The following is a 25,790-nucleotide window of genomic DNA, read 5'->3' as shown; positions in this document are numbered from 1 at the left end:
TGCGGCATGGACACCGAGCGTGAGTCAGGCGACCCGACGCCGACCGTCGTCGCGATCCACGTCGCCAAGGGGCGCCGCCTGCCGACGCGCTCGGTTCCGAGCGTCGAGGCCGAGGCGGGGGCCGGGCTCGTCGGCGACCGCTACCACGGCAGCAAGCACCGGCACGTGACGATCCAGGCGCTGCCGGACCTCGAGGCGGCCGCCGCCGACCTCGGGCGGCCCGTCGATCCGGGCCTGACGCGGCGCAACCTGACGATCTCCGGCGGGACGATCCCGACGAGGCCGGGGGAGCGCATCACCATCGGCGACGTGGAGCTCGAGGTCGTGCGCGTCGCTGCGCCGTGCCGGCTGCTCGACGACAACCTCGGGCCGGGCGCCGCGCGGGCGCTGCACGCACGGGCCGGGACGGTGTTCCGGCTGCTGACGTCGGGGACGATCAGCGTCGGCGACGAGGTCGACCTCTCGCACTGAGCGCCTCGATCGCGACGGCCACTGCGACAGCCACGGCGAGCGAGCCCGCCGACACACGTCGCGCGAGGCGGCTCGCCGGGCCGATGTCCTGCACGGCGGCCGCCGGGCCGGTGCCGAGCGTGCCGCGGTCCTCGGTGCGTCCGTCGTAGGTGTTGGACCCGCCGAGACGCACGCCCAGGACTCCGGCGAAGGCGGCCTCGACGACCCCGCCGTTGGGGCTGGGGTGGGCCGGGGCGTCACGTCGGATGGCGTCCCGCGCCTGCGCTGCACGCTCTCGCGAGCCGCTGCTCGCGAGGGCCAGGGCCGCTGCGACCCTGGCCGGGACCCAGTTGGCGACGTCGTCGAGCCTGGCTGCGGCCCAGCCGAACTCGCGGTAACGCTCGTTGCGGTGGCCGACCATCGCGTCGAGGGTGTTGACGGCGCGGTAGGCGAGCAGCCCCGGGACGCCGAGCAGGCCGCCCCAGAGCAGCGGCGCGACGACGGCGTCGGACGTGTTCTCCGCCAGCGACTCGACGCAGGCACGGGCGATCTCGTCGGCGTCGAGCGTCGAGGTCTCGCGGCCGACGAGGTTGCGCACCTGCACGCGGGCTGCGTCGAGGTCTCCGCGGCGCAGCTGCCCGTCGATGGTGGCTGCCTCACGGGTCAGTGAGCGGCCTCCCAGGACCGCCCACGTCGCGGTCGCGGTGACAAGGGTGCGGGCAGGCTGACGGTGCCGCGTCGCCCGCTCGGCGACGACGCCGAGGGCGGCCGTCGCCGTCACCAGGAGCGCGACGTGGGCGACCCCGTTGGTCCGCGACGCGGCATACGTTCTCCGCTCGAGCGCCATTGCGACAGAGCCGAACCCGGCCACCGGGTGCCAGTGCCGCGGGTCACCGATCGCCTGGTCGAGCGCCCAGCCCAGCGCCAGGCCCAGGGCGCGGCTCATCGGAGGACGTCGAGTGCCGCGACCTCGCCGATGACGACGACCGCCGGGGCGCCGAGGCCCTCGCGGCGGGCCGTGGCGTCGATGTCGGCGAGCGTGCCGCGGGCCGTGCGCATGCTCGGCAGCCCGGCGTCGGCGACGACCGCCGCGGGGGTCTCGGGCGGCAGGCCCTCGGCCACGAGCGTCTCGGCGACGGCCCCGAGCGTGGCGACCCCCATGAGGATGACGATCGTCGTGCGACTGCGCGCGACGGCGCCCCAGTCGAGCGTGCTGCGCGGGTCACCCGGAGGCACGTGACCGCTGACGACGGTGAAGCCCTGCACCAGTGCGCGGTGCGTGACGGGGATGCCTGCGAGGGCCGGCGCCGCGATGCTTGACGAGATGCCCGGGACGACGACGACGGGGATGCCGTGGGCCGCGCAGGCCTCGGCCTCCTCGCCTCCGCGACCGAAGACGAAGTTGTCACCACCCTTGAGACGCAGCACGTTCCGGCCGGCGAGGGCGTGCTCGACGAGGATCTCGTTGATGCGCTCCTGCGGTGTGAAGTCCCCGCGAGGGATCTTGCCGACGTCGACGACCTGCACGTCGTCCCGGGCGTGACGGAGCACGCTCAACGGTGCGAGTCGGTCGTGGACGATGACGTCGGCGACCCGAACGGCCTCGATGCCGGCCACGGTCATCAGCCCGGGGTCGCCGAGGCCGCCGCCGAGCAGGGTCACGGTGCCGACGGCGGAGCCGCCCTGAGCTGCAGCGGTCTCCGGGGTCGGCACGGGTGCGGTCGACACGTCGCCACGCAGGACGACGTCGTGGGCCGTCGGGTCGGCGTCCGGGTCGAGGGTGACGAGCCCGCGCTCGGCGAGGTCGCGCAGCGAGGTGGGCAGGCCCTCGAGCGTGGCGGCCACGGTGACGCGCGCACCGTCCCGGAGCAGCGCGTGCACGGTCGCGACCGAGTGGGGTGCGACGCGCGCGATGAGGACCGACAGTCCGGAGAAGCTCAGCTCAGGCGACACGGCGACGTCTCCTCAGGTCGGCGAGGGCCGCGACGACGGCTCTCGAGGTCTCGGGGCCCCTGACGGCCATCCTGACCCAGGTGGGTCCGAGCCCGGGGAAGGTCTCACCCCGCCGGACGGCGAACCCCACCCGGGCGAGGTCCTCCCGGACCGATCCGGTGCCGAGCGGGCTCGTGTCGACGAGGACGAAGGGAGCGTGCGACGGTGCCGCCGTCGTCAGCCCGGCGGCCGCGAGCTCGCGGACGAGGACGTCCCGGTCGGCGGCATACGCCAGCGCCGCGGCCTCCGCCTCCGCGACGGCACGGGCCGACACGCAGGCGACCGTCGCCGCCACCGCCGGGCTCGACACCGACCAGGGCGGCTGCACGGCGCGCAGCCTCGCCACGAGGGCGGGGTCGCCGACGACGTAGCCCGCCCGCAGCCCGGCCAGGCCCCACGTCTTGGTCAGCGACCGGATGACGAGCACCCCGTCGAGGTCGGGAGCGACGAGCGACTCGGGCTCACCGGGCACCGCGTCCATGAAGGCCTCGTCGACGACGACGACGCGTCCCGGACGACGCAGCGCGCGCAGGTCGTCGGCCCGGTGCAGCACGCCCGTCGGGTTGGTCGGGTTGCCGACGACGACGAGGTCGGCGCCGGCGTGCTCGCCCCGAGGTTTGAAGGCGGCGGGATCGAGCCGGAAGCCGTCCTCGCGCCGGAGCACGTGCCGGGACACCGCTCGCCCGGCTGCGATGAGGGCGGCCTCGGGCTCGGTGAACTGGGGGTGGACGACCACCGGGTCCGCCCCGGGCACGGCGCGGGCGACGAGGGTGAACGCCTCGGCGCCACCGGCCGTCGGGAGCACGCACGCGGGGTCGACCCCGTGCCGCCGCGCGATGGCGAGGGTGGCCGGGGTCGGGTCGGGATAGCGACCGAGGTCGCGCAGCGAGTCCGCCACGACGTCGGCCAGCCACGGCGGGGGAGCGGGCAGCCGCACGTTGACCGCGAGGTCGACGAGCCCCGGGGCGGTGTCGCGGTCGCCGTGGTGGTGCAGGTCGACGAGACCCGACACCGCGCTCACGACGCCCTCCTGTGGTCGGTCGACACGGCATACGCGTGAACGGCCACGGCGAAGCGCACCGCGAGCTGCGGGTGGCCCGCCCAGTGGGTGTGGAGGTAGGAGGCGTGCAGCGTCCCGCGGCCGGTGCCGGCGGGGTCGAGCGCGAAGCCGTCGGGGGTGCCGTCGAGCAGCCACGCCGCCGAGCCCGAGCGGTCGTCGGATTCGACTGTCGTCCGGTGGAACTCGTGGCCCGTCACCCGGGTGCCGGCCGGGCCGAGCAGCGAGTCACCCGGCGCGATGGCCGTGCGGTAGCCGAGCGTGAGGCGGGGGCCCATCGTCCCCACCGTCGGGACGGCCCCGACCATCTCGTGGCCGTCGACGGACTCGGAGAGGTAGAGCAGTCCGGCGCACTCGGCGACGGTGGGCAGGCCAGTGCGCACGGCGGCCAGGATGTGCTGGCGCAGAGACGAGTTCGCCGACAGCTCGGCCGCGTGCACCTCGGGGAAGCCGCCGCCGAGGTAGAGGCCGGCGGTGCCGGCCGGGAGCGACCGCGCGTGCAGCGGGTCGAAGACGACGGGGTCGAGGCCGGCCGCACGCAGCAGCTCGTCGGTCTCGGCGTAGCGGAAGGTGAAGGCGCGGCCGCCGGCCACGGCGACGACAGGACGGTGGGCACCCGTCGTCGGTCGCGCCGCGTCCCCGAGTGCGGCTGCCGGGTCCCACGCGGCGTCGGCGAGGTCGGGGGCCGACCGTGCGATCGCGAGCACGTGGTCGAGGTCGACGTGCTCGGCCACGCGCTCGGCGAGCAGGCGCACCGAGCGGGCTGCCTCGTCGCGCTCCGCCGCGGGGACGAGCCCGAGGTGCCGCGAGGGCGCCTCGATCCCCGCGTCGCGCGGCAGCACCCCGAGCACCGGGACGCCGGTGGCCTCGAGCGCCGACCACACCTCGCGCGTGTGCCGACCGGACGCCGCCTTGTTGAGCACGACCCCGGCGACGCGCACGCCGGGCTCGAAGGTCGCGAGGCCGTGGACGATCGCCGCCGCCGTGCGCGTCATGTGGCTGACGTCGAGCGCGAGCACGACAGGGGTGCGCGTCAGGGTGGCGACGTGGGCCGTCGACGCATAGCCGTCGCCCCCGATGCGCCCGTCGAACAGGCCCATGACGCCCTCGACGACGGCGACGTCGGTCGGGCCGTCGGCGGTGGCGCCGTGCACGAGCAGCGGTGCCACCCGGTCGTGCCCGCAGAGGAACGGGTCGAGGTTGCGGCCCGGGCGTCCGGTCGCGAGCGAGTGGTAGCCCGGGTCGATGAAGTCCGGCCCCACCTTGAAGCCCGAGACGCCGAGGCCCCGGGCGCGCAGGGCCGCCATGAGCCCGGTCGCGACGGTCGTCTTGCCGTGGCCCGAGCCGGGGGCGGCCACGACGAGGCGGGGGAGAGGGGTGCTCACCACTCGATCCCCCGCTGGCCCTTCTGGCCCGCGTCGAACGGGTGCTTGACCTTGGTCATCTCGGTGACGAGGTCGGCGAGGTCGAGCACGGCCTGCGGGCAACGGCGGCCGGTGATGACGACGTGCTGGTGTCCGGGGCGGTCCCGCAGGGTCGTGACGACGTCGTCGACGTCGATCCAGCCCCACGCCATCGGGTAGGTGAACTCGTCGAGGACGTAGACGCCGTGCGTCTCGGCTGCGAGCCGGCGCTTGATCTCGGCCCACCCCTCGCGTGCCGCCTCGGCGTGGTCGTCCTCGGTGCCCTCCTTGCGGGTCCACGACCAGCCGGCGCCCATCTTGTGCCACTCCATCGGCCCGCCCCGGCCGGTCTCGCGGTGCAGCTCGGCGAGGGTCTCGACGGCGGTCTGCTCGCCGATGCGCCACTTCGCACTCTTGACGAACTGGAACACCCCGACCGACCAGCCCTGGTTCCAGCCGCGCAGCGCGAGACCGAAGGCCGCGGTCGACTTGCCCTTGCCGTCGCCGGTGTTGACGATGACCAGCGGCCGGTTGCGTCGCTGGCGGGTGGTCAGGCCGTCCTCGGGGACGGTCGTCGGCTGCCCGCGCATCAGGCGGCCCGCCCGGTGCTCGCCCGCGCCGCGTCGACGATGGCGGAGGCCGCGAGCTCGCCGACGGGCAGGTGCTCGGCACCGAGGTGCTCGGCGAGACGGGCGGCGAGCCCGAGGCGGAAGCGCGCCGACTCGCAGTCGACGACGACGCTCTCCACGCCCTCGTGCCGCAGCACGCTCGCGATGCGAGCAGCCCGCGCCAGCGCGTCAGGGCCGCTCGTGGCCCGGCCGTCGGTGACGACGACGAGCAGCGCCCGCCGGTTCGGGTCACGCAGCCGCTCCACCCGCAACGTGTCGTATGCCGTCTCGAGCCCTTCGGCGAGCGGCGTGCGTCCGCCGTGGGCCAGGTCGCGCAGCCGCCGGGCCGCGATGTCGACCGAGCCGGTCGGGGGCAGGGTGAGCTCGGCGCCCGCGCCGCGGAACGTCACGAGGCCCACCTTGTCGCGGCGCTGGTAGGCGTCGAGGAGCAGCGAGAGCACGGCCGACTTCACTGCCTCCATGCGCTTGCGGGCGGCCATCGAGCCGGACGCGTCGACGCAGAGCAGCACGAGGTTGGACTCGCGGCCCTGGAGCACCGCCCGGCGCAGGTCGCCGGGGAGCACGCGCAGTCGGCCCGCGCCCTGTCGGCGCGAGGCCGCGGCACGGATCGTCGCCGGGAGGTGGACCGGTCCGGTGCGGGCGCTCGTCGAGCCGACCCGGCGTCCGGTGCTCGTCAGGGCCGCCGAGCGGCGACCGGGGTCGCCGTGGCCGATGCCCTTGGCGCGCAGCAGCTTCGCGCGGTAGGGATCGTCCGCGGCACTGACACCCGCCGTCGCGGGCGCGCCGGCGGGAGCCTCCGTCGGCGCTGACCCACCGTCGTCGCCTCGGTCGCCTCGGTCGCCTCGGTCGCCTCGGTCGCCTAGGTCGCCTCCGTCGGCCCGCTGCAGCTGCTCGTCCGACGTGCTCGGCTGCGCCTCGCCGTCGGCCCCGCCTTCGCCGTCGCCCTTGTCCTCGCCCTTGTCGTCGCCCGGATCGCGATCAGGGTCGTGCTCGGGGTCGGGCTCCGGCTCGTCGTCGCCGAGCAGCTGGTCGAGGAGATCCTCGTCGAGGCCGGGGGAGTCGAAGGGGTTGCGCCGGCGGCGGTGCGGCAGGGCCAGGCGCGCTGCGGCGCGGACGTCGGCGACGGTGACACTCGTGCGCCCCGACCAGGCGGCGTGGGCGACCGCAGCACGAGCGGTGACGATGTCCGCGCGCAGGCCGTCCACCTCGAACCCGGCGCAGACGGTGGCGATCTTCGTCAGCATCGCGTCGGTGAGCGTCACGGCGGCCACGCGTGAGCGCGCGTCCGCGATGCGCCGGCGCAGCGCCTCCTGGTCGTCCTCGAACCTGGCCACGAAGGCAGCGGGGTCGCCGTCGAAGGCCAGCCGACGGCGTACGACCTCGGCGCGCAGCGCGGGCTCCCGAGGGGCGGCGACCTCGACGGTGAGCCCGAAGCGGTCGAGCAGCTGCGGGCGCAGCTCGCCCTCCTCGGGGTTCATCGTGCCGACGAGCACGATGCGGGCCGCGTGCGACACCGAGACACCGTCGCGCTCGACGGTGTTGCGGCCCATCGCCGCTGCGTCGAGCAGCAGGTCGACGAGGTGGTCGTGGAGCAGGTTCACCTCGTCGACGTAGAGGATGCCGCGGTTCGCGGCGGCCAGGAGGCCGGGCTGGTAGGCCGTCTCGCCGCGTCCCAGCGCCCGCTCGAGGTCGAGCGACCCGACGACGCGGTCCTCCGTCGCGCCGATAGGCAGCTCGACCAGGCGTGCGGCGCGCTGGTCGATCCCGGAGTCGTCGGCGTGGGGACCGTCGGGGCACCCGGCGCCGTCACCCGGCGCGCAGCCGAAACGGCAGCCGGCCACGACCTGCTGGTGCGGCAGCACGGCCGCGAGGCCGCGCACCATGGTCGACTTCGCCGTGCCCTTCTCGCCGCGCACGAGGACACCGCCGACATCCGGCGAGACTGCGGTCAGGACGAGCGCCAGGGCCAGGTCGTCCGAGCCGACAACCGCCGAGAAGGGGAAGGTGTCAGGTGGGGAGTCCTGCCGGACAAGGTTTTTCGAGTCGTTCGAGCCGTCGCGCATAGGACTGCGAGCCTCCTGCGGGTGCCTCGCCCGCGTCGGTGGACCGGACGCGCCCGGCGGGCGCGACCAGCGACGGGAGATGCCCTGGCTTCCCCCGACCGGGTGGTCGGAGGTTCACAGTGGCGGGACCGCCCCGGATTTGCACCGGATTCCTCTCCAGTCGCCATCGCGCAGTCTGCCAGACGACGGGCGGCCCGGCGCGGGGGTGTCAGGCCGTGGAGTCAGCAGCCAGCCAGCGGTGATGTACGAGGGCTCAGCGGGCGCTCAACGGGCGCACGACGGCAGCGTCGTGACGAGCGCCTCCCAGATGCACTCCGCCGACGTGCCGGCCAGGACCGGCGCGTGGGGGTAGCCGTCGACCCGCAGCACGCCCGCGGGGGTGTCGAGCCAGCTGAGCTGCTCGGTCTGCGTGCTGCCCGTCCGGCTGTCGGCGACGTCGACGACGCTCATTCGCCACGCCCCCGTCGTGAGGCACTGCGCGACGTCCGGCCACCGGACGGCTGCCGTCGCGAGGGCTGCCGCGGAGCTCGGGCGGCACGACAGGCTGGGACTCACGAGCGCGTCCAGGACGCTGCGGTCGACGGGTCCGCCCCGGCCCTCGAGCCGGGGGCGTGGTTGCAGCCTCGTGAGCCGGGCGATGGTCGCCGGCAGGAACGCGACGTCGACGTCGATCAGGTCGGCCCCCTGCGCCCCGCGGTCGACGACGAGGATGCCGGTGTGGTCGACCCACCCGTGGTGCAGCAGGACGGAGGCCGGGGTGCCGACCTCGACCGCCACCTGGGCATGAAGGTCCGCGCCGGCGTCGAGGCGCGCGAGCGCGCCCGCCACGTCGGCGTGCGTGCCGGGGCCGCGGCGTCCCGGGGACGCGTCGCAGTGCGACGCGCCGGACTCGCGCGCAGCCGTGGTCGAGAAGTTCGTGTGCATGCTGCCTGGCCCCGTCCCCCCGGGAGATCTCCATGTCGGGCCCACCCCCCGTGGACCCGGAGCCCATCATGGACGACGCGGACGCCTCTGCGGCGCGAAACGGACATCTCGATTCAGGAGGTCCACGTCGGACGGCAGGGCCATCGCCCGCGGCGCCCGGCTAGGGTCACCGGCGTGGCTTCGATCCGGGACGCGAGCAGCAGCGACGGTGCGGTGACGGCGGGCCGTCCACCGGTGCTCGAGGTGGTCGGGGTCGGCGCGTCGGGGGTCGACTCGCTCGATGCCACGTGCCGCCGGCTGGTCGAGGAGGCCGACGTCGTCATCGGGGGCGAGCGTCACCTCGCCATGCTCGAGACGCGTCCCGACCGGCGGCTCGTGCCGTGGCCGTCACCTCTCCTCCCTCGGCTTCGCGGCCTGCTCGCCGAGCTCGGCCCGCAGCGCGTCGTGGTGCTCGCGAGCGGTGACCCGCTGGTGTCGGGGATCGGCTCCACCCTCGTGCGCGAGCTCGGCGCGGACGCCGTGCGCATCCACCCCGGCGTGTCGTCGGTCGCCCTGGCCCGAGCCCGGATGGGTTGGGCCGCAGAGGAGTCCGACGTCGTCACCCTCGTCGGTCGTGACCTCGACCGGTTGCGACGCGACCTCGTGCCCCGTGCCCGGCTCGTCGTCCTGACGTCCGGTGCCGACGCCCCGGCCCGCGTCGCCTCCCTGCTCGTCGAGGAGGGGTATGCCGGCAGTCGCCTCACGGTGCTCGGTGACCTCGGGTCCCCGGACGAGTCGCGGACCGACGGGCTTGCCGCCTCGTGGGACGGCGGCCCCGCGCCACGGCTGCACCTCGTCTGCGTCGAGTGCGAGGCGCACCCCGGCCGCAGCGCGAGGTCGCTCGTCCCGGGACTGGGCGAGACGGCATACGACCACGACGGGCAGCTGACCAAGCGGGTCGTGCGGGCCGCCGCGCTGGCGCACCTGGCGCCCCAGCCGGGCGACGTGCTGTGGGACCTCGGCGCCGGAGCCGGGTCGGTCGGCATCGAGTTCGCCCGCCAGCACCCGCGCAACGAGGTGCACGCCGTCGAGCGCGACCCCGTCCGGGCCGAGCGGGTGCGCCGCAACGCACGAGCTCTCGGGGTGCCGGGGCTGCGGGTCGTCGAGGGCGCGTCCATGGACGCTGTGGCGACGCTGCCGCAGCCCGATGCCGTCTTCGTCGGTGGCGGGGCGAGCACCGACCTCATCGACGCCTGCTGGCACGCTCTGGCGCCGGGAGGGCGACTCGTCGTCCACGGCGTCACGGTCGAGACCGAGGTGCTGCTGCACGAGGCGCGCGGCCGCCTCGGCGGGTCGATGACGAGGATCGCCGTCGAGGACCTCGACACCATCGGAAGCCTCCACGGCTGGAAGCCCGCACGATCGGTCGTGCAGTGGTCGGTGGAGAAGCCTGTGCCCCAAACGGATCCGGAGGACCAGTCGTGACCGTGCACTTCATCGGAGCCGGCCCGGGAGCCGCCGACCTGCTCACCCTCCGTGCCGTCCGGATGGTCGGCGAGTCGCAGGTCTGCCTCTACGCCGGCACCTACATCGGTGCCGAGGTACTGGCGCACTGTCCCGACGGGGCCGAGCTCGTCGACACGCAGCACCTCGACCTCGACGCCATCACCGAGCGCTGCGTCCGCGCGCACGAGGCGGGTCACGACGTCGCCCGGCTGTGCTCCGGCGACCCGTCGCTCTACTCCGCGATCGCCGAGCAGACGCGGCGGCTCGACCGGGCCGGTGTGCCGTGGGACGTCACGCCGGGCGTGCCCGCCTACGCCGCCGCGGCGGCGCTCGTCGGGCGCGAGCTCACCGTGCCCGAGGTGGCCCAGTCGGTGGTGCTGACGCGCGCGCACCGCGACTCCACGCAGATGCCCGAGACGGAGTCGCTGGCGCACTTCGCCCGGTCGCGGGCCACCCTGGTGCTGCACCTCGCGATCCGCCGCACGCGCGAGCTCATGGCCACCCTCGTCGAGGACTACGGCGACGACTGCCCCGTCGTCGTCGTCGCCAACGCCGAGCAGCCTGACCAGCTCGTCCTGCGGGGCACCGTCGGCGACATCGCGGACCGGGTCGAGGGCGCCGGTCTGCGTCAGGCGGCGGTCATCCTCGTCGGTCACGCCCTGGGCGCGCGCGACAGCGACGACTTCGTCGAGTCGCACCTCTACGGCACACGGATCAGGGGTCTTGGGCGAAACACGCCGCGCGAGTGAGGGTTTCGGGTTAGGCGGCGGGTCCCCATGGCGCCGCGCCATCGGCTGTGTCAGGATGCGAGTGCCGCAGTGCACGGGAAGTCGGTGTGATTCCGACGTGGTCCTCGCCACTGTGACCAGGGAGCAAGTCCCCATCGTTCGCCACTGGTGACCTCAGGTCGCCGGGAAGGCTGGGGAGGCGTGACGATCTGGAAGCCAGGAGACCGGCTGCGGCGATGATCTGTCCACGAGGCATGGAAAGAAAGGGTCAATTCGCCATGACCACTGTTGCATCGGCTCCCGCCGCCCCGTCCGTCTCCGCCGTCCGTGTCCCCGTCTGGGCGTGGGCCCTGCTCGCGTTCGCGGTCTTCGCGCTCTACTTCGTCTCGCAGGAGAACGGTGCGCTGCTCAGTGCACCTGCTGCGCAGATGCTCCACGAGCTGACGCACGACGCGCGTCACGCTCTCGGCGTCCCCTGCCACTGAGGTGGGCCTGAGCTTCGGCTCCGTGCTGCGGCGCGGGGTCCTTGCAGGCATGCTCGCCGGCCTGGCGGCCGCGGTCGTCATCTGGCTCGTCGTCGAACCGGTCATCCGTCGGGCCCTCGTCATCGAGGACCGGCGGGGGATGCACGGGGGACAGGCCGCGGGCCTGCCGATGCACGGCGGTGAGGAGCCCCTCGTGTCGCGTGCGGCCCAGGTCGTCGGCGGCGCCGTGACCGCAGTGATCGTCGGCGTGGCCGTCGGCGTCGTCTTCGCCGTCGTCTTCGCCCGGCTGCGGGACCGCCTTCCCGGGAGTGGCGACTTCGGTCGCGCGCTCGTGCTGGCCGCGATCGGCTTCGCAGCCGTGAGTCTCCTTCCGGCGCTGAAGATCCCGGCCAACCCACCCGCCGTCGGTGACCCGTCGACCGTCGGACGACGCACGATGCTGTATGCCGTCACCCTCCTTCTCGGAGTGGCGATCGCGGTCGTCGTGCCGGCGCTCGATCGGCGGCTGGCCGGACGGGTGATGGCGCCGTCGACGCGCTGGGCCCTCGACGTCGTGGCAGTCGTCCTCCTCGTCGGACTCGTGATGGCCTTCGTGCCGGGGACGCCGGACCAGGTGCCGGCCGACGTGCCGGCCGACCTGGTCTGGGACTTCCGTCTCGCGTCCCTCGCGCAGCTCGCTGCCCTCTGGCTGACGCTCGGGCTCACGTTCGGGCTGCTCCTGGAGCGAGCCGGTGCGGCCCGAAACGACGACGTGCGCGCGGACACCGGTGCGCCCGTGTCGGCGTGACGGCATACGAGAGCCCTTGTCCTGACGACGATCCCGAGCGCACGTGCATCGTGCGCGTGTGCCGGGACTGCTGCTGCGGCACCGAGAGCAAGCACCCCGGGGTCGACCATGACGGGCTCCTCGCACGCCTCGAGGTCGGCACCCGAGGACGCGCCCGGGTGCTGCGCAGCGGGTGCCTGCTCGCGTGCGACGAGTCGAACGTCGTCGTCGTGACGCCGTCGGCCGTGGGTCGCCGCGCGGGAGGTCGGCCCGTCTGGGTGCGAGCCGTCCTCGACGGCGCCTCGGTCGACGCGATCACCGGCTGGGTCAGGCAGGGTGGGCCCGGTGTCGCCGAGCCCGGTGCAGAGGTCGCGGAGCGTGCGTTCACACCGAGTGGGCTGTCGCTGACCTGGTCGGCGGTCTGACGCGTCGCGTCACAGGTCCGCGCGCACGTCGAGCCCGATGCCGATGACGTCGCCGTCCTCGATGTCCTCGGCCCGGCGCACGGCGTCCTTGAGGGGGACGATGTAGCCGCCGTCCTTGGGCCACAGGGATGTCGTCCACTCGGTGCGACCCACGCGCGCGGTCACGGGGATCATGCCCCAGCCGTAGCTGACGTGGGCGACGTCGTGCAACGCCTCGGCCTCGGGCTCCGGGACGCGCACGAAGAAGTAGGGCGACGGCCCGCGCCACTGGTAGACGGATCCTTCGAAATCCAGCTCCATGCGGACAGGATGGCAGGCACACTGCGTCGATGAGCAGCAGTGACGAGCCGGGCCTGCCGCCGCAGCACGAGGGCTACCGCTGGCCGGCGGCGCCCGCCGGGGCGAGGCCGGCGTCGACGCGACCCCTGTCCGCGGCGGAGCGTCGGCGAGCGATCCGGACGGGGAAGCTCGTCGGTGTCGCCCACCTCGTCTGGGTGGTGGGTCTCACCCTCTTCGTGCGGATCGGCAGGGAGGTGCCCCTTGCGACGCTGCTCGTCGGGGTCGTGGTCGCGCTCGTCGCCCTCGGCCGGCCTCGGGCGCGGCCGCTCGCGCGTGGCTACCTCGTCACTGTGCTTGTGGGCAGCGTGCTGGTCGTGGTCGCCCTCTTCGCCCTCTTCCTCGTCACCTTTCGGGGACCGTGAGCGTCAGCTGGCGCGACCCCTCACGGTACGAAGCGTGGCGTCCACACCTGGCCGGCGTCGGTGACGCGGGTGCCGGAGGCGCAGACCATGACGAGACACAGCATGTCGATCGTCGCGGGGTCGAGGTCGACCAGAGTCGTCACCGTCAGCGACTCCTCGGCCCGGCCGACGTCGCGGCCCACGACGACGACGGTCCCGGGGTCGCGCTCCTCGAGTAAGACCTCCTTGGCACGGGCGATCTGCTCGGTGCGCGAGCGTGAGGCGGGGTTGTAGAGCGCGACGACCAGGTCGGCGGCGGCGGCCGCGCGGAGGCGTCGCTCGATGACGGCCCAGGGCTTGAGCCGGTCCGAGAGCGAGATGACGGCGAAGTCGCCACCGAGCGGTGCGCCGGCCCGGGCGGCGACGGCCTGGGCCGCCGTCAGGCCAGGGAGCACGCGCACGGGCACGTCCGCGTAGCCGTGGGTCTCGGCTGCCTCGAACACCGCCGATGCCATGCCGAAGACGCCGGCATCCCCGCCCGACACGACCGCGACGCGCTCGCCCGTGCGGGCCAGCTCGAGGGCGTCCCGCGCCCGGTCCACCTCGACGGTGTTGCCGGACGCGCGCCGGGTCAGGCCCTCCCGCTGCGGTACCCGGGCCACGTAGGGCGCGTAGCCGACGACGTGCGAGACCTCGGCGAGGGCGGCCGACACCTCGGGCGTCAGCCAACGGTCGGGTCCCGGTCCCAGCCCGACGACGACGACCTCGCCGGACGGCATAGGCGACGGGTCCTGCTGGGTGGCGGGCGATTCCGTGGTCGCAGGCTGCGCGCGGCCGGCAGCGTCGGCGCGCAGGTCCTTGCCCGGCACGACGACCATCGACATGTAGGGCACGGTCGACGCATCGACCTCTGCGACCGGCAGCACGCGCTCCGCGTCCGAGCTGGCCCGCTCGACGTAGCGAGCCTCGTCGAGCCGGCCGGCCTGGCGGAGCGCCTCCCGCACGTTCTCGAAGGTGCGGCCGAGCTTCATGACGACCGCAGCCTCCGTGTCGGCGAGGCGGCGGGCGAGCTCGGGCACCGGCAGCGTGCCGGGCAGGATGGTGAGCACGTCCTCGTGTCGGCACAGACCCGTCGCGACGGCAGCCGCGGACCCGCTCACCGACGTGACGCCGGGGACGACGGCCGTGTCGTAGCGGTCCGCGAGACGGTCGTGGAGATACATGTACGTGCCGTAGAAGAGCGGGTCGCCCTCGGCGAGCACGACGACATTGCGGCCCGAGTCCAGATGCGCCGCAAGGCGATCCGCGGACTCGTCGTAGAAGTCGGCCATGAGCCCGTGGTAGCCGAGCGGGTGGTCCGTCGTGCCGGTCGTGACGGGGTAGGCGAGCAGCTCCTCGACGACGCCGTCGCGGAAGTACGACGCCGCGATGCGCCGTGCGATCGAGTCGCCGCGCGGCCCGCTGTGGAAGGCGACGACATCGGCCTGTCCGATGAGCCGGGCCGCCTTGACGGTGACGAGCTCGGGATCGCCGGGGCCGACGCCGACCCCACGCAGCCAGCCGGTCACAGCTCCTGCTCCCGAGCCAGGGCGTTGACGGCCGAGGCCGCCAGCGCGGAGCCGCCACGGCGGCCGTGGACGACGAGCCATGGGACGTCGAAAGGGTTCTCGGCGAGAGCGACCTTGGACTCGGCCGACCCGATGAAGCCGACCGGGATGCCGATGATCGCAGCAGGCCGTGGGCCGCCGTCGGCGATCGACTCGAGCAGGTGGAAGAGGGCCGTGGGGGCGTTCCCGATGGCGACGACGGCGCCCTCGACGCGATCGCCCCACAGCGACACCGCTGCCGCGGATCGCGTGGTGCCCCAAGCCTTTGCGAGGGCGGGGACCCGCTCGTCGCGCAACGTGCAGACGACCTCGTTGTCGCGCGGCAGCCGGGCGCGGGTGATGCCCGAGGCGATCATGTGGGCGTCCGTGAAGACGGGTGCGCCGGACCGCAGGGCGGAGCGGGCCGCGCCCACGAGGCCGGGGTGCACGGCGATGTGCTCGGTCAGGTCGACGTCGCCGCTCGCGTGCACCATGCGCACGGCGACGACGCGAGCGTCCTCGGCGAGGTGGTCGAGGCGGGCCTCGGCGCGGATCGTCGCGAACGACCGGCGATAGATCTCCGCCCCGTCCGTCTCGTAGTCGTAGCGCCGGGTCGGTGGCGTGCTCATCTGGGCTCCGGGGTGGCGTGGATCGTGGTCAGGGCTGCCTCGAGCGAGGGCGGCGCGAGCAGGTCGACGTACGCCGTGGCGGGCGTCCCGCACCGGCGCTCGCACCCGCTGACGTGGACGGGAAGGCGCCCGGCGGGCAGCACGGGGGCGAGCTCACGAGCGAGCGCTCGGGTGTCGAGGGTCGAGCGCGAGCAGCCGGGCAGGCCGGTGCAGGCGTGCAGCCGGTGCCACGGCGACCCGACGTGCGTCGCGAAGCCCGCCGCCTCGAGCTCGGCGAGGAGGGCTGCGCCCCGCTCGACGACGAGCGAGCGCCACGGCGTCACGCGTACGGCATCGGTCGTGCGGGCGAGGGCGTCGACGTGGTGGGGCCGGAGCAGCCCCAGTGGCACGCCGACCATCGCGTGCTCTCCGACCGCTCCCAACGGGTGCGGGGGAGCGGGGCTGCGTGCCGCCACGGCGGTCCGCTCGGGCCCGAGCGGGTCGGCGAGATCGTCGACGTGCCAGACCGACTCGTCGCCGCCGGCGCGGTCGACGAACTCGCGCGCCAGGCGGACGATCAGGTCCACCGCCTCGTCGAGCGACACGTCCCAGCCGTGGCCGCTGCCGCCGGCGAGGACAACACCGCGGTCCGGCCCGGTGGCGAGGAAGGCCAGGTCGGCGGTCATGCCGCTGACGTCGCCACGTCCGTCGTCGACGACGAAGAGGAACCGTCCGCCCAGGCCCGACAGTCGGGGATCGGCGCACACGGCGTCGTCGAGGTCGGCCACGAGGGGCCGCACGTCGCACCGGCCGACACCGTCGAGGCCCGAGAGCGGCGACGCGACGACGTTGCGGACGAGCTCGTGGGTGTCGGACGGGACGAGCCCGGTGGCCCGGATCGCGGCGACGGTGACAGGCGGGAGCGGGTCCGGGAGACCACGCAGCTGCAGCGCGGCCCGTGACGTCAGTTGGATCACCGGATCCGCTTCTCCTGCAACGAGATCCAGAAGCTTCCGTAGGGCGGTCACCGGCACCGGTCGGGCCGCCGGGCGCAGCCTCACGATGGAGCCGTCAGCCGCCGAGAACGGTCGCGCGACACCCGGGCAGGCGTCGGCTGCCGGGCGCGGTCGGCTCGTCGGGGCGGTCACGCGGCACAGGATAGGCCCGGACCTCGCGTCGTCAAGGCGCCCGTCTCGGGCTATGGTGGGCCCAGCGTCGTCGACCCAGGAACCCGGTGAGAATCCGGGACGGTCCCGCCACTGTGAGCCGCCACCCGTGAGGGAGACGGTGAGTCAGGAACTGCCGGCAGCGCTTCGTTTCCTTTCGACCGCGGGGCGCGGATACCCCGCCGAGGAGTTCCAGTGACGCGCATCGCGCTGCTCTCGACGTCTGACACCGACCTGCTGTGTGCCCGCGGCAGCGGTGCCGACTACCTGCTCGCCAACCCGTCGCGACCCGGCCACACCTCGATGGCCGAGGCGATCGAGGCTGCCGACGTCGTCGTGGCCCGCATCCTCGGCGGCCCCCAGGACCTCTGCGACGGCTTCCGCCGCATCCGGGGCGCCGGCAAGCCGATGGTGGTGCTCGGCGGGGAGCAGACCCCGAACGCCTCGCTCATGGACCTCTCGACCGTCGCGCCCGGCGTCGTCGCCGAGGCCCACCGCTACCTCGCCGAGGGCGGGGCCGCGAACCTGCGCGAGCTGCACGCCTTCCTCGGCGACACGCTGCTCATGACCGGCGAGGGCTTCGAGCCGCCGGCCCCGCTGCCGGCCTGGGGCGTGCTCGACCGCCCCGAGCCCGCGGCCACCCAGATTTCCGACGTCGCGGGCGACACTCCCCGCCCGCGCGTCGGGATCCTCTTCTACCGCGCCCAGTTCGCCGCGGAGAACACCGCCTACGTCCACGCGCTGGCCGACGCGGTCGACGCAGCCGGCGGCATCGGCGTCCCGGTGCACGTGTCGTCGCTGCGCGAGGCGCCGGCCGACCTGCTCGAGCACCTCACGGCATACGACGTCCTCGTCACGACCGTGCTCGCCGCCGGCGGCACCAAGCCCGGCACTGCGAGTGCCGGCGAGGACGACGAGGCCTGGGACGTGCAGGCCCTCGCCGCGCTCGACGTGCCGATCATCCAGGGCCTGTGCCTCACGTGGGGCCGCGACCAGTGGGAGGCGAGCGACGACGGGATGAGCCCGCTCGACGTCGCGACGCAGGTGGCGGTGCCCGAGTTCGACGGCCGGATCATCGGGGGCGTGTTCTCCTTCAAGGAGATCGACGGCGACGGACTGCCGCACTACGTCCCCGAGCCTGAGCGTTGCGCGCGACTGGCGACGCTCGCCGTGAACCACGCCCGCCTGCGGCACACCCCGACCAGTGAGCGCCGCATCGCGATCGTGCTGTCGGCGTACCCCTCGAAGCACTCGCGCATCGGCAACGCCGTCGGCCTCGACACCCCGGTCTCGATCATCCGGCTGCTGCGCGCCATGCGCGACGCCGGCTACGACCTCGGCGCCCCGGGCGACATCCCCGGCACCGGACCGCTCGAGCCCGTCGACGGCGAGACCGCAGACACCACGGCCGGAAACGCCCTGATCCACGCGCTCATCGAGGCCGGCGGCCAGGACGAGGACTGGCTGACGCAGGAGCAGCTGACCGGCCAGCCGGTGCGGATCCCCGCCGCCCGCTACCGCGAGCACTTCGACGCGCTGCCTGCCGCGCTGCGCGACGCCGTCACGAAGCACTGGGGCGAGGCGCCGGGCGAGGTCTTCGTCGACCGGCACACGGACGCCGAGGGCGAGCTCGTCGCCGCGAGCCTGCGCGCCGGCAACGTCGTCATCCTCGTGCAGCCGCCGCGCGGCTTCGGCGAGAACCCCATCGCGATCTACCACGACCCCGACCTCCCGCCGACCCACCACTACCTCGCCGTCTACGACTGGCTCGCAGCGGATTTCGGCGCCCACGCGATCGTCCACATGGGCAAGCACGGCAACCTCGAGTGGCTGCCGGGCAAGAACCTCGCGCTCTCCGCATCGTGCGGACCCGACGCGACGATCGGCTCGATCCCGCTCGTCTACCCGTTCCTCGTCAACGACCCCGGCGAAGGCAGCCAGGCCAAGCGCCGGGCCCATGCGACGATCGTCGACCACCTCGTGCCGCCGATGGCGCGCGCCGAGTCCTACGGCGACATCGCCCGGCTCGAGCAGCTGCTCGACGAGTACGGCAACGTCTCGGTCATGGATCCGGCCAAGGCGCCGGCCCTGCGCGCCGAGATCTGGACGCTCATCCAGGCCGCGCAGATGCACCACGACCTCGGGCTCGACGAGCGTCCCGACGACGAGGCCTTCGACGAGTTCGTCATGCACGTCGACGGCTGGCTCTGCGAGGTCAAGGACGTCCAGATCCGGGACGGCCTCCACGTCCTCGGCGAGGCCCCCGCGGGGGAGGGCCTCGCCAACCTCGTGCTCGCGATCCTGCGGGCCAACCAGGTCTTCGCCGGCGCGGTCGGCGCGGTGCCTGGTCTGCGGACGGCGCTCGGGCTGAGTGAGGGGCAGTCCGAGCGCTCGTCCGTCGACGACGCCGAGGAGCAGGCCGTCGCGCTCGTCGCGGCCCTCGCCGAGGCCGGCTGGCAGGAGAGCGCGGTCTCCGGGATCGTCGCCGATCAGCTCGGTGACCTCCCGCACGTCGACAGGGAGGGCGTATGCCGTTCGCTCGCCTTCGCGTGCCGCGAGGTCGTCCCGCGGCTGCGGGCGACGACGGGCGAGATCGACGCGGTGCTGCACGCCCTCGACGGCGGCTACGTGCCCGCCGGTCCCTCCGGCTCGCCGCTCCGTGGCCTCGTCAACGTCTTGCCCACGGGCCGCAACTTCTACTCCGTCGACCCCAAGGCGATCCCGAGCCGGCTCGCCTGGGAGACCGGACAGCGGCTCGCCGACGACCTGCTCGCCCGGCACCGCGCCGACACCGGCGAGTGGCCGCGTTCGGTGGGCCTGTCGGTCTGGGGCACGTCGGCGATGCGCACGTCGGGCGACGACATCGCCGAGGTGCTGGCGCTGCTCGGCGTGCGGCCCCGCTGGGACGAGATGTCGCGCCGCGTCGTCGGGCTCGACGTGGTGCCGCTCGCCGAGCTCGGTCACCCTCGCATCGACGTCACGGTCCGCATCTCCGGCTTCTTCCGCGACGCCTTCCCCCACGTCATCGCGATGCTCGACGACGCCGTGCAGCTCGTCGCCGACCTCGACGAGTCACCCGACGAGAACTACCTGCGCGCCCACGTTGCCGGCGACCTCGCCGACCACGGCGACGCCCGGCGCGCGACGACCCGCATCTTCGGCAGCAAGCCCGGCTCCTACGGCGCCGGCATCCTCCCGCTCATCGAGTCGGGCACCTGGCGCTCCGACGCCGACCTCGCGGAGGTCTACGCCACGTGGGGCGGCTTCGCCTACGGGCGCGAGCTGGACGGCATACCTGCTCGGGCCGACATGGAGCGCACCTACGCGCGCATGGACGTCGCAGCCAAGAACATCGACACCCGCGAGCACGACATCGCCGACAGCGACGACTACTTCCAGTACCACGGCGGCATGGTCGCGACGGTCCGCGCGCTGACCGGGCGCGAGCCCAAGGCGTACGTCGGCGACTCGACGACACCCGACGCCGTGCGCACCCGCAGCCTCACCGAGGAGACGGCCCGCGTCTTCCGCGCCCGCGTCGTCAACCCCCGGTGGATCGCGGCGATGCGCCGGCACGGCTACAAGGGCGCCTTCGAGCTGGCCGCCACCGTCGACTACCTCTTCGGGTTCGACGCGACGGCCGGCGTCGTCACCGACTGGATGTACGAGCAGCTCGCGCAGACGTACGTGCTCGACAAGGAGAACCGCGACTTCCTCCAGCACGCCAACCCGTGGGCGCTGCACGGCATGGTCGAGCGGCTGCACGAGGCCGTCGATCGCGGGCTCTGGGCCGAGCCGGACCCGCAGCTGCTGGCAGACCTTCAGCAGGTCTACCTCGACGTCGAGGGCGACCTCGAGGACTGACCGGCGCTAGCTGAGGATGCCGTGGCGCGCGTTCCAGCGCCTCGCGCCCTCGGCGGCATCGACCATGCCCCACACCCAGAAGCCGAAGACGCCGACGATCCCGACGAGGACGATGACGAGCACCCAGCTGATGAAGTAGCCGACGAGGATCCCGATGCCCTTGGCGACGTCGCCGTTGATCATGCTGCCGAGGCCGGGCAGGAAGAACGACGCGAGCGCGGACAGGGCGGGACTCTTGGGGGCGACCTGGGTGATGTAGACGGGGGCGTTCACCGGTGCCGGGCCGCTGCCCGGTGGCGGCCACGACGCGCCGGACACCTGGTGGGGCAGCCCGTGCGTGTCCCGCGCCGCGACGGGCGGGGCCATGGGCGGGCGCACGTGCGGGGTCCAGGCGCGACCGTCCCAGTAGCGTTCGCCCTCGCCCGCCGGGTACCAGCCCGGGGGCGCCGAAGGTGCGTCATCCATGCCCGACTCCTCGTTGCGTGACAGGGCACGAGGGTATGCCGCGAAGCTGGCCGGTCTCGGTGTTTTGCGTCGTTCCGCGCCCAGATCCGGCGCGAGATCGCGCACCCGGTGTCGCCCAGCAGCAGCTCCTGCGCGATCAGGCGCCCGATCAGCGCGCGCTCAGGCGCGCTCGTCCCCGGTGTCCGACGGCTCGGGGAGGACGGGCTGGTCGGTGGGGTAGAGCCCGACGGCCAGGCCGTAGACGGTGTCGCCCGACCGGGGGAGCGCGGTGAACTCGCGGACCAGACCCTCGACGCGCTGCCAGAACTCCGACGCCTGCTCGCGCGGGATCCGCACGTGGCGCAGCGTCGAGTAGAGCGTGTCCTCCTCGTGCGCCGGGACCGACTCGGCGGCCGCCACCGAGAGGCCGTTGACGCAGACGGGGACCGTCGGGTCGCCGGGGTGGCGGGCGATGGCGATGGTGACCGTGCGACCGGTGCGGCCGTAGTAGCGCTCCTCGATGGCGCGCACCCGGCGCGTCCGCACGACGCGGAGCATGCCGGCGTCGACGAGCACGCCGACGTGGTGGGCCACCGTGCTCCGGGGGCGACCGACGGCGGCGGCCAGCTCGGCCACGGTGGCCGCGCGCTCGAGCACGAGGTCGAGCAGCGACGAGCGGAGCGGGTCGGCGATCGCCCGCAGCTGGGCAGGGGTCGTCAGCTCGACCGCGTCGGGGAGGTCGTAGTCGGGGAGCTGCTGGCTATTGATCGACATTGTTGGATCAGTCTAGATTGATGGATCAAAGCCGCGGGAAGCCTCGAGCACAGGAGCAAGCATGGCCGACGTCCTCCTCTTCCACCACGCGCTGGGCCAGACCGACGGGTTCCTCGCCTTCGCCGACGCCCTGCGCTCCGCGGGCCACACCGTCCACGCGCCGGACCTCTACTCGGGCAGGAGCTTCGCGACGCTCGACGAGGGCATGGCCAACGCGCGCTCCATCGGTTTCGGCGCTCTGCTCGAGCAGGGTGTCGCCGCTGCCGAGGGGCTGCCCGACGACCTGGTGTATGCCGGGTTCTCCCTGGGCGTCATGGCCGCCCAGCGTCTGGCGCAGACCAGAGCGGGTGCGCGTGGCGCCGTCCTGCTCGACTCGGCGATCCCGCTGGGGGAGTTCGCGCCCGACTGGCCGGCCGGCGTGCCCGTGCAGGTGCACGGGGGCGAGGCGGACGAGTTCTTCATGGACGAGGGCGACGTCGACGCGGCGCGCGCCGTCGTCGAGGCCGGCGGCGACGGCGAGCTGTTCCTCTATCCCGGCTGCGGGCACCTCTTCGCCGACGCCAGCGCGCCGGCCCACGACGCCGATGCCGCCGCCCTGGTGCAGCAGCGCGTCCTCGACTTCCTCGCCCGGGTGTAGCGGGAGGGGTCTACCCGCCCACGCCCGTCTCGTGGGCCACGACCTCCGCGCCCCGGGTGAGCCGCACGACGGTCGTGCACCAGAGGGTGAAGGTGGCCACGGTGAGCGCCACGAAGCCGCAGGCGTCCGCCGGGTCGGGCGTGACGCCGGGCGGCCGGGACCCGTAGAGCTGTGCGGAGAACGGCACCCACAGGACGGCCCAGACGATGGTGGTCCAGGAGCGCTGTCCGTGGATGGCCTTGTCCCAGCGTGAGATTCGCACCGCTGGCAGGATCCAGGAGAGGATCGGGAGGCCCCACATGATCCACAGCCCGATGTCCGGCGACACCGATGGCAGGCGTCCGGCTCGGCCGAGCAGCCCCTGCAGGCGCACGAGCCACACGCACGCGAAGCACCCGGCGCCGAAGAAGAGGGCGGCGGCGAGGTTGACCGTCCAGCCGGACTGGGCCGAGCCCGACGAGAACAGGAGCTTCTCGGGCGGCAGGAAGGCGTTGAGCGACAGCGGGATCACGGAGGCTGCCCCGAGCCCCAGGGACCACCGCGCCGGGCGCCTCAGTCGCGGCAGCTCCAGACGCCTGGGCCGGTCGTCGGGCACGACGACGCCGACCGGGCTCGCGCCGTCGGCGAAGCTGTGGCCCCGACCGTCCATACCGGGACCCTAGCCCGTGGGAGGCGTCCGGTCGTGGGCATCGCCCCGCACGAGGGCGTAGTAGATCTCGTCGGAGCGGGTGCCGTCCGGGTTGGGCAGGCGCTGGCGCAGCCGACCCTCGGGGCTGAAGCCGGCCTTCGCGGCCGCGCGGCCCGAGGCGACGTTGTCCGCCTTGTGCCCGAGCTCGAGCCGGTCGATGCCTGCCTCGTCGAACGCCCACCGGGACACCAGCCTCAGCGCCCGCGTCGTGAAGCCGCGTCCCCGGAAGGCGGGCAGCACGCCATAGCCGATGAGTCCGAGGCCGGGCGGCCCCATCCGCATGACGTTGATGACGCCGGCCCCCTGGCCTGTGGCCGCGTCGACGATGACGAACCGTGCGGCCCGACCGAGCCGCCACTCGCGCCGTGCCTGGGCCGCGAGCCGTCTGGCCCGCTCGTCGGTGTGCGGCCGGCCGGCGAAGTCCCAGCGCAGCGACTCCTCGTTGTTGTGCTCGTCGCGCACGACCTCCCAGTCGGCGGCGGTGACCGGCCGCACCGTGACGACGCCGTCGCCCAGCGGCTCGGTGTCCGGGAAGCCGCTCGGGCCCGAGCTCTCCGCAGCTCCGACCGGTGGCCGCAGCAGGTAGGTGTCCATCACCCACCCGTGACGCTCGCGGGCCTCCGCACGCAGCCGGCGCACCTCGTCGACGACGTCGGCGAGCCGGCCGTGCACGAGCAGCTCGTCGGGCGTGCCGAGGTAGGCGCCCCAGTAGAGCTCGATGTCGGGGAAGGCGTCGGCGAGCTCCGCGCAGGCGAGCTGCCCGTCGAGCATGACCACGACGTCGCCGAGGGCCGGGTCGTACTCGTCGACGAGACGGCGTCCGGTCGTGACGTGGATCGGCGCGCCGATGCGGTTGAGCGGGATGCGGTGGCGGGCTGCGAGCAGCTGCGGTGCGCTGATGCCGGCGATGACGTCGAGGTCGACGTCGAGTCCCTTTGCGGCCCAACGCTGCACGAGCGCGTCGACGACCCGGATCGTCGAGTCGTAGAAGGCCGGGTCGCCCCACACGAGGAAGCCGACCGTCGTCTCCCCGTCACGGAGCGACTCCATGACGTCGGCGTAGGCATCCACGCGCGCCGCGTGCCAGTCCCGCACCCCGCGGTCGTATGCCGTGTCGTCGCGTTCCGCGTCGGGCCCGCGCCTCGGGTCGGGGACCTCGACGACCCGGTAGGCGTGGTCGGCGGGGATGAGGGCCTCGCAGACGGCCTGGCGTGCCGCGACGAGGTCGGACTTCGCGTCGCCCTTGTCGGCGACGAGGAAGACGTCGACGGTGCCGAGCGCGCGGGCGGCCTCGCCGGTGACCTGCAGCGGGTCACCCATCCCGATGCCGATGATGCGGATCCGGTCGATCACGTCGTGGCTCCGATTCGGGTGAGCGCGAGGAGGGCGTCGATGTCGACGTGCTCCTCGAGGGCGTCGGCGAGCGTGTCGAGCATGCGCTCGCGCCGCTCCGCGAAGCCCGGCGCATCGGCGTGGGGCTGCCACTGGGAGCCCGCCGCTCGCGCGACCTGCGCGAGCCAGGCGCGACGGAAGCCGTCGCTCTCGAACGCGCCGTGCCACATCGTCCCCCAGACCGAGCCGACGCTCCAGCCGTCCAGGAACGGCTCGGGCGCGGGTTCTTGGGGGGCACCCGTGGGGCGGAGCCCCCCGAGCGTGGCGATGCCGTGGTGGATCTCGTAGGCCGTGTCGACCGGGTGCCCGTCCCACGAGCCGGCGGGGCGCGCGAGCACCTTGGCCTGGCCGAACTCGGTGCGCACGGGCAGGTGCCCGAGCCCCGGCACGACGCCGACCTGCCCCTCGACGTCGTCCTCGATCTCGTGACCGAGCATCTGGTAGCCGCCGCAGACCCCCAGCACCGGACGGCCGGCAGCCACGCGTGCGGCGACGACATCGGCCAGCCCCCGCTCGCGCAACCACTCGAGATCACTTGCCGTCGAACGTGATCCGGGCAGCATGAGCAGGTCGGCGGACTCGGCGACGGCCGCGTCGACCGTGACGAGGACGTCGACCCCCGGCTCGGCCGCAAGGGCGTCGACGTCGGTCGCGTTGGAGATGCGCGGCAGCCGGATGACGGCCACCTTGAGCCGGTCGCGGGACGTCGCGGACAGCGCGGTCGAGGCGCGCCAGTGACCGACCTCGAGGGTGTCCTCGCTGTCGAGCCAGACGTCGAGCAGCCACGGGATGACCCCGTGGAAGGGCACGCCGGTGCGGTCGGTGATCTCGTCGAGCCCGGGCTCGAGCACCGAGGCGTCGCCTCGGAACTTGTTGATGACGAAGGACTTCAGCAGGGCACGGTCCTCCTCGCCGAGGAGCGCCCACGTGCCGTAGAGCGAGGCGAGGATGCCCCCGCGGTCGATGTCGCCGACGACGACCACCGGCAGCCCGAACTCGCGAGCCAGCCCCATGTTGACGTAGTCACCCGCGCGCAGGTTGATCTCCGCCGGTGAGCCGGCGCCTTCGCAGACGACGAGCTCGTACTCGTCCGCGAGCTCCCGGTAGGCCGCGAACGCCGCGTCGGCCAGGTGGGCGCGCCCCACGGCATACTGCCCCGCCTCGAGCGTCCCGGCCGGCTCGCCGCGCACGACGACGAACGACCGCCGGTCGGTACCGGGCTTGAGCAGGACGGGGTTCATCGCCGTCGTCGGCTCGAGGCGGGCGGCCTGGGCCTGGAGGTACTGCGCGCGGCCGATCTCACCGCCGTCGAGGCAGACCATCGAGTTGTTCGACATGTTCTGCGCCTTGAACGGCGCCACCTTCACCCCGCGGCGCGCGAGGGCACGACACAGGCCCGCGACGATGACGGACTTGCCCGCATCGGACGACGTGCCGGCGACGAGGAGGCCGGACGCGCCGGAGCGGTCTGGACGGCCGGGGCGGTCGGAGGGCGCGGACGAGGGCACCCGGCCATCCTGCCGGACGACCCCCGCCGCACCCGG

At 73.9% G+C, this 25,790-nt stretch carries 25 protein-coding genes and 3 riboswitches; of the genes, 9 read left to right on the top strand and 16 right to left on the bottom strand.

Annotation, left to right across the window (positions count from 1 at the left end):
• Positions 1 to 6 precede the first annotated feature (6 nt).
• Positions 7 to 471: an MOSC domain-containing protein gene (locus tag IEY30_RS18685; protein ID WP_052358934.1), complete on the top strand. Its 465-nt coding sequence runs from the start codon at positions 7 to 9 to the stop codon at positions 469 to 471.
• Here IEY30_RS18685 and IEY30_RS18680 read toward each other — a convergent pair.
• The 7 genes from IEY30_RS18680 to IEY30_RS18655 all read right to left on the bottom strand — a co-directional run bounded on the left by IEY30_RS18680 (position 437) and on the right by IEY30_RS18655 (position 8,518).
• Positions 437 to 1,396 carry a cobalamin biosynthesis protein gene (locus IEY30_RS18680; RefSeq protein ID WP_052358936.1) on the bottom strand — a complete coding sequence of 320 codons (960 nt, stop codon included), beginning with the start codon at positions 1,394 to 1,396 and terminating at the stop codon, positions 437 to 439. The genes IEY30_RS18685 and IEY30_RS18680 overlap by 35 nt on opposite strands.
• Positions 1,393 to 2,403 (bottom strand): uroporphyrinogen-III C-methyltransferase, encoded by a 1,011-nt coding sequence (gene cobA, locus IEY30_RS18675; protein ID WP_030202515.1) that lies wholly within the window; start codon positions 2,401 to 2,403, stop codon positions 1,393 to 1,395. The genes IEY30_RS18680 and cobA overlap by 4 nt, the downstream gene beginning before the upstream one ends.
• Positions 2,393 to 3,463 (bottom strand): Rv2231c family histidinol phosphate aminotransferase CobC, encoded by a 1,071-nt coding sequence (gene cobC / locus IEY30_RS22025; protein WP_229675092.1) that lies wholly within the window; start codon positions 3,461 to 3,463, stop codon positions 2,393 to 2,395. The genes cobA and cobC overlap by 11 nt, the downstream gene beginning before the upstream one ends.
• Positions 3,460 to 4,884 (bottom strand): cobyrinic acid a,c-diamide synthase CobB, encoded by a 1,425-nt coding sequence (locus tag IEY30_RS22020; protein WP_229675091.1) that lies wholly within the window; start codon positions 4,882 to 4,884, stop codon positions 3,460 to 3,462. The genes cobC and IEY30_RS22020 overlap by 4 nt, the downstream gene beginning before the upstream one ends.
• Positions 4,881 to 5,492 (bottom strand): cob(I)yrinic acid a,c-diamide adenosyltransferase, encoded by a 612-nt coding sequence (cobO, locus tag IEY30_RS18665; RefSeq protein ID WP_229675090.1) that lies wholly within the window; start codon positions 5,490 to 5,492, stop codon positions 4,881 to 4,883. The genes IEY30_RS22020 and cobO overlap by 4 nt, the downstream gene beginning before the upstream one ends.
• The gene (locus IEY30_RS18660) at positions 5,492 to 7,594 is read right to left on the bottom strand and encodes a VWA domain-containing protein (RefSeq protein WP_030202524.1); all 2,103 of its coding nucleotides are present in this window, start codon (positions 7,592 to 7,594) and stop codon (positions 5,492 to 5,494) included. Before IEY30_RS18660 ends, cobO begins: the two co-directional genes overlap by 1 nt.
• A gap of 57 nt (positions 7,595 to 7,651) precedes the next feature.
• Positions 7,652 to 7,777, bottom strand: a riboswitch (cobalamin riboswitch).
• An 81-nt stretch (positions 7,778 to 7,858) separates the two neighbouring features.
• Positions 7,859 to 8,518, bottom strand: coding sequence for a hypothetical protein (locus IEY30_RS18655; protein ID WP_030202527.1), 660 nt, complete (start codon positions 8,516 to 8,518; stop codon positions 7,859 to 7,861).
• Positions 8,519 to 8,692: 174 nt separating this feature from the next.
• Here IEY30_RS18655 and cbiE point away from each other — a divergent pair, with 174 nt between their 5' ends.
• The 5 genes from cbiE to IEY30_RS18630 all read left to right on the top strand — a co-directional run bounded on the left by cbiE (position 8,693) and on the right by IEY30_RS18630 (position 12,407).
• Entirely contained in the window at positions 8,693 to 9,982 is a 1,290-nt protein-coding gene (gene cbiE, locus IEY30_RS18650) for a precorrin-6y C5,15-methyltransferase (decarboxylating) subunit CbiE (protein WP_229675089.1), read from the top strand.
• Positions 9,979 to 10,752, top strand: a complete 774-nt coding sequence (locus tag IEY30_RS18645; RefSeq protein ID WP_030202533.1) for a cobalt-precorrin-4/precorrin-4 C(11)-methyltransferase — start codon at positions 9,979 to 9,981, stop codon at positions 10,750 to 10,752. The genes cbiE and IEY30_RS18645 overlap by 4 nt, the downstream gene beginning before the upstream one ends.
• A 50-nt stretch (positions 10,753 to 10,802) precedes the next feature.
• Positions 10,803 to 10,978, top strand: a riboswitch (cobalamin riboswitch).
• 31 nt (positions 10,979 to 11,009) lie between these two features.
• Entirely contained in the window at positions 11,010 to 11,216 is a 207-nt protein-coding gene (locus IEY30_RS18640; protein ID WP_030202535.1) for a CbtB domain-containing protein, read from the top strand.
• Between the two features lies 1 nt (position 11,217).
• Positions 11,218 to 12,003 (top strand): CbtA family protein, encoded by a 786-nt coding sequence (locus IEY30_RS18635; RefSeq protein WP_043417314.1) that lies wholly within the window; start codon positions 11,218 to 11,220, stop codon positions 12,001 to 12,003.
• A complete protein-coding gene (locus tag IEY30_RS18630) occupies positions 12,000 to 12,407 on the top strand; it encodes a hypothetical protein (protein WP_052358940.1) in 408 nt (135 codons plus the stop codon). The genes IEY30_RS18635 and IEY30_RS18630 overlap by 4 nt, the downstream gene beginning before the upstream one ends.
• A 9-nt stretch (positions 12,408 to 12,416) precedes the next feature.
• Here IEY30_RS18630 and IEY30_RS18625 read toward each other — a convergent pair whose 3' ends face one another.
• Positions 12,417 to 12,707, bottom strand: coding sequence for a DUF1905 domain-containing protein (locus IEY30_RS18625; protein WP_030202545.1), 291 nt, complete (start codon positions 12,705 to 12,707; stop codon positions 12,417 to 12,419).
• Between the two features lie 29 nt (positions 12,708 to 12,736).
• Between IEY30_RS18625 and IEY30_RS18620 the strand changes: the two genes are divergently transcribed.
• Positions 12,737 to 13,108, top strand: a complete 372-nt coding sequence (locus IEY30_RS18620) for a hypothetical protein (protein WP_030202548.1) — start codon at positions 12,737 to 12,739, stop codon at positions 13,106 to 13,108.
• 20 nt (positions 13,109 to 13,128) lie between these two features.
• Here the strand turns inward: IEY30_RS18620 and IEY30_RS18615 are convergent, their stop codons facing one another.
• Genes IEY30_RS18615 through IEY30_RS18605 form a run of 3 tightly spaced genes read right to left on the bottom strand, consistent with a single transcriptional unit; the run spans position 13,129 to position 16,258 of the window.
• Positions 13,129 to 14,655 (bottom strand): precorrin-2 C(20)-methyltransferase, encoded by a 1,527-nt coding sequence (locus IEY30_RS18615; RefSeq protein WP_030202550.1) that lies wholly within the window; start codon positions 14,653 to 14,655, stop codon positions 13,129 to 13,131.
• Entirely contained in the window at positions 14,652 to 15,302 is a 651-nt protein-coding gene (locus IEY30_RS18610) for a precorrin-8X methylmutase (protein ID WP_030202552.1), read from the bottom strand. The genes IEY30_RS18615 and IEY30_RS18610 overlap by 4 nt, the downstream gene beginning before the upstream one ends.
• Complete coding sequence (locus IEY30_RS18605; protein WP_229675088.1) at positions 15,299 to 16,258, bottom strand: 4Fe-4S domain-containing protein; 960 nt, start codon at positions 16,256 to 16,258, stop codon at positions 15,299 to 15,301. The genes IEY30_RS18610 and IEY30_RS18605 overlap by 4 nt, the downstream gene beginning before the upstream one ends.
• Before the next feature lie 210 nt (positions 16,259 to 16,468).
• Positions 16,469 to 16,602: riboswitch (cobalamin riboswitch) on the top strand.
• Between the two features lie 40 nt (positions 16,603 to 16,642).
• Here IEY30_RS18605 and cobN point away from each other — a divergent pair.
• The gene (cobN, locus tag IEY30_RS18600) at positions 16,643 to 20,311 is read left to right on the top strand and encodes a cobaltochelatase subunit CobN (RefSeq protein WP_030202556.1); all 3,669 of its coding nucleotides are present in this window, start codon (positions 16,643 to 16,645) and stop codon (positions 20,309 to 20,311) included.
• 6 nt (positions 20,312 to 20,317) lie between these two features.
• Here cobN and IEY30_RS18595 read toward each other — a convergent pair whose 3' ends face one another.
• Together IEY30_RS18595 and IEY30_RS18590 are read right to left on the bottom strand one after the other, a co-directional pair.
• A complete protein-coding gene (locus IEY30_RS18595) occupies positions 20,318 to 20,776 on the bottom strand; it encodes a DUF2510 domain-containing protein (protein WP_052358942.1) in 459 nt (152 codons plus the stop codon).
• Between the two features lie 159 nt (positions 20,777 to 20,935).
• Positions 20,936 to 21,529 carry a helix-turn-helix domain-containing protein gene (locus tag IEY30_RS18590; protein WP_030202558.1) on the bottom strand — a complete coding sequence of 198 codons (594 nt, stop codon included), beginning with the start codon at positions 21,527 to 21,529 and terminating at the stop codon, positions 20,936 to 20,938.
• Between the two features lie 61 nt (positions 21,530 to 21,590).
• Between IEY30_RS18590 and IEY30_RS18585 the strand changes: the two genes are divergently transcribed.
• Complete coding sequence (locus IEY30_RS18585; protein WP_030202561.1) at positions 21,591 to 22,166, top strand: dienelactone hydrolase family protein; 576 nt, start codon at positions 21,591 to 21,593, stop codon at positions 22,164 to 22,166.
• A 10-nt stretch (positions 22,167 to 22,176) separates the two neighbouring features.
• Here IEY30_RS18585 and IEY30_RS18580 read toward each other — a convergent pair whose 3' ends face one another.
• Genes IEY30_RS18580 through IEY30_RS18570 form a run of 3 tightly spaced genes read right to left on the bottom strand, consistent with a single transcriptional unit; the run spans position 22,177 to position 25,754 of the window.
• Entirely contained in the window at positions 22,177 to 22,815 is a 639-nt protein-coding gene (locus IEY30_RS18580; RefSeq protein ID WP_030202562.1) for a hypothetical protein, read from the bottom strand.
• Positions 22,816 to 22,824: 9 nt separating this feature from the next.
• Entirely contained in the window at positions 22,825 to 24,207 is a 1,383-nt protein-coding gene (gene cobF / locus IEY30_RS18575; protein ID WP_081920642.1) for a precorrin-6A synthase (deacetylating), read from the bottom strand.
• Complete coding sequence (locus IEY30_RS18570; protein ID WP_052358944.1) at positions 24,204 to 25,754, bottom strand: cobyric acid synthase; 1,551 nt, start codon at positions 25,752 to 25,754, stop codon at positions 24,204 to 24,206. Before IEY30_RS18570 ends, cobF begins: the two co-directional genes overlap by 4 nt.
• Between the last annotated feature and the right edge of the window lie 36 nt (positions 25,755 to 25,790).

It is taken from the genome of Terrabacter tumescens (genome assembly GCF_014646815.1).
Classification (GTDB): Bacteria; Actinomycetota; Actinomycetes; order Actinomycetales; family Dermatophilaceae; genus Terrabacter; species Terrabacter tumescens.
This window is presented reverse-complemented; position numbering and strand designations above follow the sequence as displayed.

Coding starts and splice junctions, on each gene's coding strand:
- IEY30_RS18685 (WP_052358934.1), top strand. CDS start 7: ATGGACACCGAGCGTGAGTCAGGCGACCCGACGCCGACCGTCGTCGCG.
- IEY30_RS18625 (WP_030202545.1), bottom strand. CDS start 12,707: ATGGAGCTGGATTTCGAAGGATCCGTCTACCAGTGGCGCGGGCCGTCG.
- IEY30_RS18640 (WP_030202535.1), top strand. CDS start 11,010: ATGACCACTGTTGCATCGGCTCCCGCCGCCCCGTCCGTCTCCGCCGTC.
- IEY30_RS18610 (WP_030202552.1), bottom strand. CDS start 15,302: ATGAGCACGCCACCGACCCGGCGCTACGACTACGAGACGGACGGGGCG.
- IEY30_RS18580 (WP_030202562.1), bottom strand. CDS start 22,815: ATGGACGGTCGGGGCCACAGCTTCGCCGACGGCGCGAGCCCGGTCGGC.
- IEY30_RS18590 (WP_030202558.1), bottom strand. CDS start 21,529: ATGTCGATCAATAGCCAGCAGCTCCCCGACTACGACCTCCCCGACGCG.
- IEY30_RS18595 (WP_052358942.1), bottom strand. CDS start 20,776: ATGGATGACGCACCTTCGGCGCCCCCGGGCTGGTACCCGGCGGGCGAG.
- IEY30_RS18655 (WP_030202527.1), bottom strand. CDS start 8,518: ATGCACACGAACTTCTCGACCACGGCTGCGCGCGAGTCCGGCGCGTCG.
- cobO (WP_229675090.1), bottom strand. CDS start 5,492: ATGCGCGGGCAGCCGACGACCGTCCCCGAGGACGGCCTGACCACCCGC.
- IEY30_RS18660 (WP_030202524.1), bottom strand. CDS start 7,594: ATGCGCGACGGCTCGAACGACTCGAAAAACCTTGTCCGGCAGGACTCC.
- IEY30_RS18585 (WP_030202561.1), top strand. CDS start 21,591: ATGGCCGACGTCCTCCTCTTCCACCACGCGCTGGGCCAGACCGACGGG.
- IEY30_RS18620 (WP_030202548.1), top strand. CDS start 12,737: ATGAGCAGCAGTGACGAGCCGGGCCTGCCGCCGCAGCACGAGGGCTAC.
- IEY30_RS18680 (WP_052358936.1), bottom strand. CDS start 1,396: ATGAGCCGCGCCCTGGGCCTGGCGCTGGGCTGGGCGCTCGACCAGGCG.